Annotated in this window: 9 protein-coding genes; all 9 read left to right on the top strand. The window is 51.1% G+C overall.

What is annotated here, in order from left to right; translation table 11 throughout:
- Positions 1-527: 527 nt before the first annotated feature.
- The 9 genes from E3J62_10360 to E3J62_10320 all read left to right on the top strand — a co-directional run bounded on the left by E3J62_10360 (position 528) and on the right by E3J62_10320 (position 11,150).
- A complete protein-coding gene (locus tag E3J62_10360; protein ID TET44502.1) occupies positions 528-2,009 on the top strand; it encodes an aldehyde dehydrogenase family protein in 1,482 nt (493 codons plus the stop codon).
- A gap of 179 nt (positions 2,010-2,188) precedes the next feature.
- A complete protein-coding gene (locus E3J62_10355) occupies positions 2,189-3,505 on the top strand; it encodes a GTPase (protein TET44501.1) in 1,317 nt (438 codons plus the stop codon).
- A gap of 70 nt (positions 3,506-3,575) precedes the next feature.
- The gene (gene arcC, locus E3J62_10350; protein ID TET44500.1) at positions 3,576-4,523 is read left to right on the top strand and encodes a carbamate kinase; all 948 of its coding nucleotides are present in this window, start codon (positions 3,576-3,578) and stop codon (positions 4,521-4,523) included.
- Positions 4,524-4,569: 46 nt separating this feature from the next.
- On the top strand, positions 4,570-5,712 hold the full coding sequence (gene sucC / locus E3J62_10345) for an ADP-forming succinate--CoA ligase subunit beta (protein ID TET44499.1): 1,143 nt from the start codon (positions 4,570-4,572) through the stop codon (positions 5,710-5,712).
- A 9-nt stretch (positions 5,713-5,721) separates the two neighbouring features.
- Positions 5,722-6,591, top strand: coding sequence for a succinate--CoA ligase subunit alpha (gene sucD, locus E3J62_10340; protein TET44498.1), 870 nt, complete (start codon positions 5,722-5,724; stop codon positions 6,589-6,591).
- 1 nt (position 6,592) lies between these two features.
- On the top strand, positions 6,593-7,036 hold the full coding sequence (locus E3J62_10335; protein TET44507.1) for a nucleoside-diphosphate kinase: 444 nt from the start codon (positions 6,593-6,595) through the stop codon (positions 7,034-7,036).
- A 9-nt stretch (positions 7,037-7,045) separates the two neighbouring features.
- Positions 7,046-8,293, top strand: a complete 1,248-nt coding sequence (larA, locus tag E3J62_10330) for a nickel-dependent lactate racemase (GenBank protein ID TET44497.1) — start codon at positions 7,046-7,048, stop codon at positions 8,291-8,293.
- A 10-nt stretch (positions 8,294-8,303) separates the two neighbouring features.
- Positions 8,304-9,659 carry an FAD-binding protein gene (locus E3J62_10325; protein ID TET44496.1) on the top strand — a complete coding sequence of 452 codons (1,356 nt, stop codon included), beginning with the start codon at positions 8,304-8,306 and terminating at the stop codon, positions 9,657-9,659.
- A 57-nt stretch (positions 9,660-9,716) separates the two neighbouring features.
- Positions 9,717-11,150 carry an FAD-binding protein gene (locus tag E3J62_10320; GenBank protein ID TET44495.1) on the top strand — a complete coding sequence of 478 codons (1,434 nt, stop codon included), beginning with the start codon at positions 9,717-9,719 and terminating at the stop codon, positions 11,148-11,150.

Here is an 11,150-nt window from a genome sequence, read left to right as displayed (position 1 = left end):
AACCTTCTGGTATACCGAGGTGCCTTTTATATGATTATCAATCTGGCACAAGCAGGTCCGGAGTTTATCCTGCCTGCCTCGTTTCACGAGGAGAGTATCGAAGGGACTCCGCTCCCTTCGCCTGCGGCTCAGGATTAACTCTTTCTAAGATTTGGCCTTCGTTACCACTCGGCAGTGATCTTCGATCCGAGTAAGCCCTTCGTCGGCTTCCGCCTCCTCAGGATTAACTCTTTCTAAAACTCGACCTTCACTAACACTCGGTCTCGTCAAGAAAGAGTAAACACGACGAAATATGACTCATGCCATCCGGCGATAAAGCAATCTGCCTCTGGGAGATCCTTCGACTACGTCGCTCGCCAAACTCACGACTTCACTCAGGACGAAATATGCCTTATCCCGTCCAAGGACGGGCTAGACCTATTTCGTTTTCGCTTGACATCTGGGGTTGTGAATGTTAGCGTGATAATTCCCTTTGTGATGTTTTTCACAAAGTCGTCTCACAGTCCAAAACAAGGGAGGTCTGAAGGATGGCCCAGGAATTCTTGAACTATATAGGTGGGAAGTGGGTCAAATCTCATACTGGAAGAACTACTGAGAACGTCAATCCGGCCAATGGGAATGTTCTATCTGTATTCCCGCGGTCAAACGCCGAGGATGTGAAGAAGGCAATCGATGCAGCAGAGAAGGCCTTCAATAGCTGGAGGCTCATGCCTGCCCCCAAAAGGGCTGAGATTCTCTACAAGGCAGGAGATCTTCTCATTGAACGAAAAGAGGAATATGCACGGGAGATGACTCAGGAGATGGGCAAGGTCTTGACAGAGACTCGCGGAGATGTGCAGGAGGCGATTGACTTCACCTTCTACTCTGCGGGCGAGGGCAGGAGGTTGCTTGGTGAGACGACTCCGTCTGAGCTTCCCAACAAGTGGGCGATGTCGGTCAGGATGCCTGTGGGTATTATTGGCGCAATCACCCCGTGGAACTTCCCCATGGCAATCCCGTCCTGGAAACTGATGCCTGCTCTCGTAGCTGGGAATACCATTGTTTTCAAGCCGGCAAGATATACTCCCAAATCTGCGTGGAACCTGGTCAAGACTCTCGAAGATGCAGGCCTTCCTAGCGGTGTACTGAACATCGTTTTTGGACACGCGGGTGAGGTTGGCGACACGATGATAGAGGATAAAAGAATTCGTGCCATATCCTTTACCGGCTCATGCTCTGTGGGAACAGACATTGCATCAAGATGTCCGAAGACGTTCAAGCGAGTATCACTGGAGATGGGCGGTAAGAACGCCATTACGGTCCTTGAGGATGGAGATCTCGGCCTGGCATTGGAAGGGATCATATGGTCCGCGTTCGGCACCACAGGCCAGAGATGCACTGCCTGCAGCCGGTTGATTGTTCAGAAGCCCGTCGCGAAGAAACTGACCCAGATGGTTGTTAACAGGGCGAAGACTCTGAGATTGAGTGATGGGCTCAGGCCCGAGACTGAGGTCGGTCCGGTAATAAATGAAGACCAGTTGAACAAGATACACGAATATGTGGGCATAGGGAAGAAGGAGGGTGCGAAGCTTCTCTGCGGCGGCGAACCGGCAACCACTGGTGAACTTTCCAAGGGATTCTTCTTCAAACCCACAGTCTTTGGAGACGTGAAACCCAACATGAGGATTGCCCAGGAGGAGATATTCGGCCCGGTCCTGAGTATAATCACAGTGGAATCTCTTGAGGAGGCTATCGAAGTCAACAACAACACGGATTTCGGCCTGTCCAGTTCTATCTACACACAGGATGTGAACAAGGCATTTGTGGCCATGCGAGACATATACACAGGGATCTGCTACATCAATACAGGGACCATAGGTGCCGAGGTTCACACACCCTTCGGCGGAACGAAGGGGACTGGTAACGGCCACAGGGAGGCAGGAACAACGGCTCTGGACGAGTGCACAGAGTGGAAGACAATCTTTGTTGACTTCTCTGGGACACTTCAGAAGGCCCAGGGCATAGACTAACCCTTCGATTCATAAATTCGATGACGAATTCATTCACCCAGGACTAGTGCTGAGTGAGCGACGTGGGGCAATGTCCCTTGAATGGAACGTCACTGTATTTGCGAATCGAAGCACTAGCTGCACTGTCGGAACACTCTGGATTAGAGTAAGAACTTCCTTACAAGGAGCACACTGAGAAGATGCGTAAAGTCATAATCATGGGTGCTGCTGGAAGAGACTTCCACAACTTCAACGTATTTTTCAGAAACAATAACACCTACAAGGTTGTCGCCTTTACAGCAACCCAGATTCCTGACATAGACGAGAGGAAATATCCATCTGCCCTCGCAGGTAAGCTATATCCCAGGGGCATACCGATCCATCCAGAACCCAAACTGAAAGATTTGATAAAGAAGCACGATGTGCATGTGGTCGCGTTTTGCTACAGTGATGTTTCATACCGTCATGTCATGTCAGTGGCCTCAGAGGTAATCGCTGCTGGTGCAGACTTCATGTTCATGGGTCCTGAGTGCTGTATGCTTAAGGCGAAAGTGCCTGTGGTTGCTGTCTGTGCGGTAAGGACAGGTTGTGGCAAGAGCCAGACGACAAGGAAAGTCTGCCGCCTTCTAATGGAGAGAAAGAAGAAGGTGGTGGCGGTCAGACATCCGATGCCGTATGGTGACCTGAAGAAACAAATCTGGCAGAGGTTTGAGGATCTGAAAGATCTGAAAAAGCATGACTGCACCATCGAGGAAAGGGAAGAGTTCGAACCTCTGATAAGAATGGGTGTCACCGTCTATGCTGGTGTTGACTACTTCGAGATTCTGAAACGCGCTGAGAAAGAGGCTGACATTATCGTATGGGATGGAGGGAACAACGACTTCCCCTTTTACAGGAGTGACCTCCACATAGTCCTTCTTGATGCGCTCAGGCCAGGAGATGAGCTCTTCTACCATCCGGGTGAGGCGAATCTGAGAATGGCTGACGTGGCAATAATCAACAAGATCGATTCCGCAGCAGCAGAGGATGTGGAGGAAGTGAGGAGCAACATTCGTGAGGTCAATCCGAAAGCGACCATAGTAGATGCCGCCTCTCCTGTCTTCTGTGATGATCCAGAGAAGATTCGGAACAAAAGAGTGTTGGTCATAGAGGACGGTCCTACCCTCACCCACGGCGAGATGGCATTTGGCGCAGGTATTGTGGCCGCAAGGAAATATGGCGCCCGAGAACTGGTGGATCCCAAACCCCATGCTGTGGGTTCCACAAGGGAATCGTTTGAGAAGTATCCTGAAATCGGGAGTCTTCTTCCGGCCATGGGATATGGAAGTGAACAGATCAAGGACCTCGAGAAAACCATCAACAAGGTTGACTGTGACTGCGTGATTGTGGCCACACCAGTTGATCTTTCGAAACTTATAAAGATAAAGAAACCTTCAGTAAGGGTGACCTACGAGATTGACGAGATAGGCAAGCCCGACCTGAGAGGCGTGATAGATGATTTCCTGAAGAAGAAGTAGATCAGTTGATTCTCGGCCTGAGGCCGAACACCGCGGCCTCTGTCCTGGACTAGCTCTTTTTTCGGAGGTTATGGTGGGGGGAAAAAGGGCTGTAGTTGCGCTTGGCGGTAATGCGATAACCACACTGGGCGATACTGGGTGGATTCCAGAGCAGTTTACCAGGACGCGGGAGACGATGACATCGATAGTCGAGCTGATCGAAGACGGCTTTGAGCTTGCAATAACCCACGGCAACGGGCCTCAAATTGGCAATGCCCTGATCAGGGTTGAGGCCTCCAGAAACATGGTTCCTCCACTGCCTCTGGAAATCTGTGTTGCAGACCTGATGGGTGGCATGGGATACATGATAGAGCAGATCCTGAGAAACGCCCTCCAGAGAAAGGGGATCCACAAGGATGTGGTGACTATAGTGACGCAGGTTCTTGTGGACAGCAAGGACGATTCTCTGAGCCGTCCGACCAAACCGATCGGCCCTTACTACACAGAAGAAGAAGCAAAAGAAGTCGCCAGGGAGATGGGCTGGACGATAGATGAGATACCTGAAAAGGGGTACAGAAGGCTTGTTCCTTCGCCCAGGCCCCTGGAGATTGTGGAGAAGGAAGCCGTAAGAAGCCTGATTGATGCAGGAAGCATCGTCATTGCGGCCGGCGGCGGTGGAGTCCCAGTGATTCCCAACAAGAACGGCGGTCTGGACGGTATAGATGGAGTCATTGACAAGGACCTTGCTGCCGGTGTGCTCGCAAGAGATATAGGGGCAGGTCTTCTGCTCATTATCACGGATGTCGACAGAGTCTTTCTCAACTACAGGACTAAAGACCAGAAAGAGATAGACTGCATGAGCACCACTGAGGCTAGGAAATACATGGAGGAAGGTCACTTCCCGTCCGGAAGCATGGGGCCAAAGGTCAACGCTGCCATTGACTTCCTTCAATCGGGGGGGAAAGAGGTTATCATAACATCGATACGACTGGCCAGAAAATCGCTTGACGGTGAGGCCGGAACACGCATTGTGCCGTAGTATTCCAGGAGCTCTGCGAGGCAGGGCTTTATTCTGAGGAGGAAAGATGAAAATACACGAGTATCAGGCAAAAGAGATTTTTTCGAAGTTCGGGGTGCCTGTTCCTCCTGGTGATGTGGCAGAAACGCCAGAGCAAGCATACAGTATAGCCAAGAGAATAGCCGATAAACTGGTGGTCAAGGCGCAGGTTCTTGTTGGAGGAAGAGGCAAAGCGGGGGGCGTGAAGCTGGCGGATAGCCCGGAAAAAGCGAAGGAAATCGCCTCAGAGATACTGGGAATGGACATAAAGGGTTTGAGAGTTGAGAAGGTGCTGGTGGCACAGGCGGTTGATATCAAGGAGGAGTACTACCTGGGAATAATTCTGGACAGGAGGAGCCAGAAGCCGGTGGTGATGGCCAGTGCTGCAGGAGGGGTGGATATAGAGGAGGTAGCGCGGAACACCCCGGAAAAGATATTCAAGATGACCATCGAAGATGTGCAAATTGGTCTAATGCCACATCAGGCGAGATGGCTGTGCCTGAAGATATTTAAGAGCAAGTCGCAGGCTCTCAAGGCCTCCCGGATACTCATGTCACTGTATCGGGCTTTCATGTCGAGTGACGCCTCGCTTGCAGAGATAAATCCCCTTGTGGTGACCACATCTGGAGATGTTCTGGCAATCGATGCAAAGATGAATGTTGACGACAATGGTCTTTACCGGCATAAGGAAATTGAGGAGATGAGAGACCTGAAGGCTGAGGATCCAAGGGAAGCTGAGGCGAGAGAGAAAGATTTGAGTTACATCAAACTGGACGGCTCGATTGGCTGCGTGGTGAACGGCGCCGGGTTGGCCATGGCCACAATGGATCTGGTGAAGAAGTACGGCGGCGAGCCGGCCAACTTTTTGGACATCGGTGGAAGCTCAAGCCCTGAGAAGGTGGAGAATGCGGTCCGAATACTGATGACTGATGAGAATGTTAAGGCTGTCTACTTCAACATCTTTGGTGGGATCACCAGGTGTGATGATGTGGCAAATGGAATCCTGGTTGCCCTTGACAAGATGGACATAGATGTTCCGATTATCATTAGATTGACAGGTACAAATGAGAATGAAGGAAGGAAGATTCTTGAGAAGACAGACCTGATCCCGGCAGCCAGCATGGCAGAGGGGGCAAAGAAGGCGATAGAACTGGCAGGAAAGGCTGGATAGGGGGACAAGTTGAGCATAATAATTGATGAAAAGACGAAAGTAGTTGTACAGGGAATCACCGGCAGGGACGGCTCTTTTCACACAAAAGGGATGGTTTCATATGGGACGAGTGTGGTTGCAGGAGTCACTCCTGGAAAGGGCGGGCAGGATGTTGACGGTATCCCGGTCTTTGACACGGTGAAAGAAGCAGTGGAGAAGACCGGCGCAAACACCGCAATCTCATTTGTTCCTGCAAGGTTTGCGGTTGAGGCCATTTATGAAGCGGGTGACTCTGGCGTGAAATTGATAGTGTGCATAACTGAAGGTATACCTGCGCTTGAGATGGTTGGCCTTCTCAGTTTTCTGTCAGAGAAAGGCGTTCGCCTGATCGGTCCAAACTGCCCCGGGCTGGTGAGTCCGGAAAAGTGCAAGGTGGGAATTCTGCCGACTCAGGTATTCAAGCAGGGTCCTGTGGGTGTTGTCTCAAGGAGCGGGACCCTTACCTATGAGGTAGTGAGTCACATAACCAATGCAGGCTACGGCCAGTCGACTTGCCTGGGCATAGGCGGAGATGCCATAATAGGCACCCGATTCATTGACTGTCTCAAGCTTTTTGAAGAAGACCCACAGACCGAGGCCGTGGTTCTGGTTGGTGAAATAGGTGGGACGGACGAGGAGGACGCCTCTGAGTACATCAAGGCGCATGTGAAGAAGCCGGTCATCGCGTTCATAGCCGGCCTCACAGCTCCTCCAGGCAAGAGAATGGGACATGCGGGTGCCATCATATCAGGTGGTAGCGGGACCGCAAAGGAGAAGATAGCGGCTTTTGAAAAAGCAGGCGTCCAGGTGGCAACAGAACCTGAGCAGATTGGCCAGCTTGTCAAAGCCCGACTTAAGTGATTTGGAGTGCACTCTCTTAATAATCAAGCCGGACGCCGTGTCTGGCCACCACATAGGTGACATCCTTTCTGCAGTTGAGAAGAACGGTTTCATCATTATCAAGATGCGCATGTTGGTCATGGACAATCAGACTGCAGCAAGGCTCTACGCCCCACACAAGGGTAAACCATTCTACGAACCCCTGCTTCAGTTCATGACCTCAGGGCCGATAGTGGTATGCCTTCTCGAAAGAGCCGATGCCGTTCAGACGCTGAGGAAGCTTATGGGTGAAACAGATTCGACAAAAGCTGCCAGCGGGACATTAAGGGCCCTCTACGGAGCCAACAAGCAGACCAATGCCGTCCATGGTGCAGACTCGGAAGAATCTTTCAAAAGGGAATGTGCAATATTCTTCGGTGGGAGAGAGAACTGGGAATCTCTTGCCGCAAAAGGACCTTCAAAGTAGGGGGGAAAGATGAGACTTGAGGTAGCATATTCCAAGGATAAGGTTCCCCTGGAAATTGCCGATGACAGGGTCGCTTCGGTGGTCCATCCCAATGAGGTGGAGAAGAGAGACGCTGGTAAGATTTTGAACAAGGCAATGAACAACCCGGTCAACTCCAAATCGTTCGATGACTTCCTATCTGACGCAAAGGATATCCTGTTAATCGTAAATGACGGGACAAGACCCACTCCAACCGCAAAAGTACTCGACCTAATCCGAGATAGAATTGAGAAAGTTCCCTTCAGGTTCATAATAGCAACCGGCATTCATAGAGCTCCCACAGAAGAAGAGTTCCAGTTCATTTTCGGCCCGCTGTATGAAACCTTCAAGGACAAGATATACGTTCATGATGCGCGCAAAGATGAAGATATGGTACACATCGGCACCTCCAGAAATGGAACCGAGATGTATGTGAACAAGCTAGGGATGGAGGCTCACAAGATAGTCCTGATCGGTTCGGTGGAGCCTCATTACTTCGGCGGATACACGGGCGGAAGGAAGTCGTTTCTTCCCGGCATCGCATCATTCAAGACGATAGAACAGAATCACAAGTTTGCACTGAAACCCGAATCCAGGTCTCTTGCCCTTGAGGGGAATCCGGTTCATGAGGACATGATAGATGCTCTGAGGACCATAGAGGACAAGGAAGTGTTCTCCATACAGACTGTTCTGGACAGAGACAGGGACATATACGATGCGACCGCAGGACACATACATGACTCCTTCTACGCTGCGATAGAGTCCGCAAAGAAGGTCTTCTGCGTGTCCGTACCAGAGAAAACTGACATTGTTATATCCGTGGCACCATACCCTATGGACGTCGATCTCTACCAATCCCAGAAGGCCATCGACAACGGAAAGCTGGCGTTGAAAGACGAGGGGATACTGATCATGGTCTCCAAGTGCCGGACTGGCATAGGGGAAAAGGCGTTTTATGATCTTCTTTCCAGTTGCGAAACTCCAGGAGAAGTCCTGGATAAGATTAGCAAGGATTACAAGTTGGGGTGGCATAAGGCCGGAAAGATGGCAGAGGTTATGGCAAGGGCGCAGGTCTGGGCAGTAACAGACCTGAAGGACGAAGATCTGGAGAAGATATTCATAAAGCCCTACAAGTCTTTGCAGAAGGCGGTGGATGACGCATTGGCTGAAAAGGGGAAGGATGCAAAAGTGACCATTCTCATGGACGGTTCGATAACCGTTCCCATGGTCAGCGGATGAGTAAAAGGAGATGGACCCGGATTTCAAGAAAAGGCTGGAAAGAGCGGTGGGGAAAGACTCGGTGGAGACCGAGATAGAAGGACTTCAACCCCATAAGAAGCAGATGGGGCGAGTGCCGGAGGCGGTGGTAAACGTAAAGGACAGTCGTCAGGCTTCGAAAGTGGTGAAGCTGGCCAACAGGTTCAGGGTTCCCTTTGTTTTTGCAGACTCATCAGGTCTCCTCACAAAGGGTGAGAATAGAGTGAAAAGGGGATTCGTCCTTAACTTCGCGAGCATGAATAGAATAAAGGAGACGAGAATCCTTGACCTCTTGTGCGTCGCTGGACCCGGCGTTACGCTGGACGATTTGGGCTCCGCACTCAAGCCGTGCGGCTTCTTTTTTCCGCCAGATCCAGGGGGGAGTGGAGGACAAAGCCTGGGTAGAGTGGTGATGGACAATGCTCCTTTTCCCGCGGGGATCAAGTACGGGGCCACCCGCGACTATGTACTGGGGGTTGAGGTGGTGACGCCAACTGGAGAAGTTGTGGCGCTGGGCAGTACGACTTTGAAGAACTCGTCCGGCCTTCAGATTGAAAGGTTCTTTGCCGGCACCAGCGGGATGCTCGGGTTTCCAACTGAGATAACCGTTGCAGTTAAGCCTCTGCCAGCGAAACGTTCACTATGCACTGCCTCCTTTGATTCTCGAAAAAAAGGTCTTGAGGCAGTGGGCGACGTGCTCGGGTCTGGCGTTACTCCAGCTTCTCTGGAGATGATGGACAGAGCCTGGGCGAGGACGTGCGCTGTGCTGGAAACAATGTCTGGTGGAATAGCTTTTCTTCTGGTTGAGTTAGACGGCCACGCCACAGCAGTGAAGAGGGGGACAGATGTCGTTTCAAGGATTTGCAGGAGGGCAGGTGCTCTATCTGTCAGTCGCACTTCTGACACCAAAAAGATCGAGAAGTGGAGGAGAAAGAGAAGGTCGATTGAAGGTTTTGTCAGTGAAGATGGTACTCTTGCAATGAGCATGGTCGTACCATCCTCTCAGGTCGCAGAAACTCTGGATCAAATTGGCAGGATTGGCAAGAAGCACAACTTGACTGCTGGTACCTGGGGCTTCTTCTTGGGAGGTAATTTCCACATGGTGATGGTTGCAGCGCCAGGAAAGCGGAAGAGCACTGAAGAGACACTTGCAGAGGTCCACAACACCGTCTCTTCTCTGGGTGGAGCCACGAACTGCTCTGAAATGATTGGGTTCTCCCACAGCAAGATTCGGACATCAAAAGAATCCTCATTGGACAGGGTTTCCCTGGCCATCAAGAAGGCTCTTGATCCAAACGAGGTGCTTGGCGCGGGAAGGAGGAGCCACAGAAAAGCCGTGCAGAGCTGACCATTTTGGGTAAATTGTCAGGGTGTACTTTAACACTTAATTGACCAGGAGGTTGAGATGAAGGTTGACATACAGCATTTGAAGAAGATTGTGGGGCCTGAAAACGCTTCTGATGATGTTGCTGAGCTGTATATATATGGTTCCGATGCATCGGTCCATCAGGCGATGCCAGATGCGGTCGTAAGGCCGGGGAAAACAGAAGAGGTTCAGGAGGTAATGAGGTACGCTAACAAGAACAAGATCCCGGTGATAGCCAGGGGTTCTGGTTCAGGTATGTCCGGACACGCTGTGCCCATTGACGGCGGCATAGTCATGGACATGAAGCGGATGAACAAGATCCTTGATATTAGGATTGAGGATGTACTGTGCGTGGTCCAGCCCGGTGTTATAGACGATGACTTGAATAGAGTGCTCAGGCCTAAGGGGGTTTTTTATCCGCCAACACCAGCCTCGAGCAGAGTTGCCACCATTGGCGGCGAAATTGCAAACAACGCCTCTGGACTCAGGTCGGTGAAATACGGTGCCACAAGAGATTCTGTTCTGGGTATGAAAGTGGTACTCGCAAATGGCGACCTGGTGACTCTGGGTTCGAATACGAGAGTCGAGGCCTCTGGCTATCAGCTGGCCAGGCTCATGGTCGGGTCTGAAGGGACTCTTGGGATAATCGTAGAGGCGACTTTGCGCCTGACTCCTGTGCCGAAGTTCAAGGCCATGGCCATGGCCAAGTTCAACAAGCTCGAGGATGCCGGCAAGACAATAACCGCAGTCATGACCAGCGGGATTACTCCCTCGGTCCTGGAGCTGATGGACAATGTGGCAATTAAGGCGGTGAATACAGCCCTGAATATGGGCCTGCCAGATGTGGAAGCCATAATCATGTTCGAGGCGGACGGCAGGATAAAAGCGGCAGTTGAAGCCGACATGAACGATATAGAGGAGATCTGTGAGGCCAATGGTGCATTCGGTATTGAGATGAGTGATGATCCAAAGGAGATGACCCGCATATTCTCTGGAAGGAAGAAGCTGTTCGCCGCCCTATCCAGGTATCAGAAAGGCCTTTCCTGCACGTCTCTGGCAGATGATATGGCAGTTCCCAACTCAAAGATGGCTGCCACTGTGCAGGAGATCGTGGATGTGGGGAAGAGGAACAATGTGGTCATGACCGCCTACGGCCACTGCGGTTCTGGCGTTGTCCATACGAAGATACTGATGGACACGACGAAGCCAGGCCAGTGGGATAATGCCAGAAAGGCGGTTTCAGAAGTTTATGACTTTGTACGCAAGGTTGGTGGAACCACATCTGGTGAACACGGGATTGCCTTATCAAAGGCCCCATCATGGAAAAAGGAGAAGAAAGATTCTCTTGAAATGATGAGAGCCATAAAAAAGGCTCTTGATCCCAACAACATTCTGAATCCTCACAAGATGATGGATGCACCTGATGATTGGGTAAAAGCCACAGACCTGAGATACACTACAAAAGTCCAATAA

The organism is candidate division TA06 bacterium (assembly GCA_004376575.1).
Lineage (GTDB): Bacteria > Hydrothermota > DG-26 > E44-bin18 > E44-bin18 > E44-bin18.
The sequence above is the reverse complement of the archived record's forward strand: the minus strand, read 5'-3'. Positions and strand labels throughout refer to the sequence as shown.

Bases quoted from the DNA above. Each gene is read 5' to 3' on its own strand.
- E3J62_10360 (TET44502.1), top strand. From the start codon at position 528: ATGGCCCAGGAATTCTTGAACTATATAGGTGGGAAGTGGGTCAAATCT.
- E3J62_10355 (TET44501.1), top strand. From the start codon at position 2,189: ATGCGTAAAGTCATAATCATGGGTGCTGCTGGAAGAGACTTCCACAAC.
- arcC (TET44500.1), top strand. From the start codon at position 3,576: ATGGTGGGGGGAAAAAGGGCTGTAGTTGCGCTTGGCGGTAATGCGATA.
- sucC (TET44499.1), top strand. From the start codon at position 4,570: ATGAAAATACACGAGTATCAGGCAAAAGAGATTTTTTCGAAGTTCGGG.
- larA (TET44497.1), top strand. From the start codon at position 7,046: ATGAGACTTGAGGTAGCATATTCCAAGGATAAGGTTCCCCTGGAAATT.
- E3J62_10325 (TET44496.1), top strand. From the start codon at position 8,304: ATGGACCCGGATTTCAAGAAAAGGCTGGAAAGAGCGGTGGGGAAAGAC.
- E3J62_10320 (TET44495.1), top strand. From the start codon at position 9,717: ATGAAGGTTGACATACAGCATTTGAAGAAGATTGTGGGGCCTGAAAAC.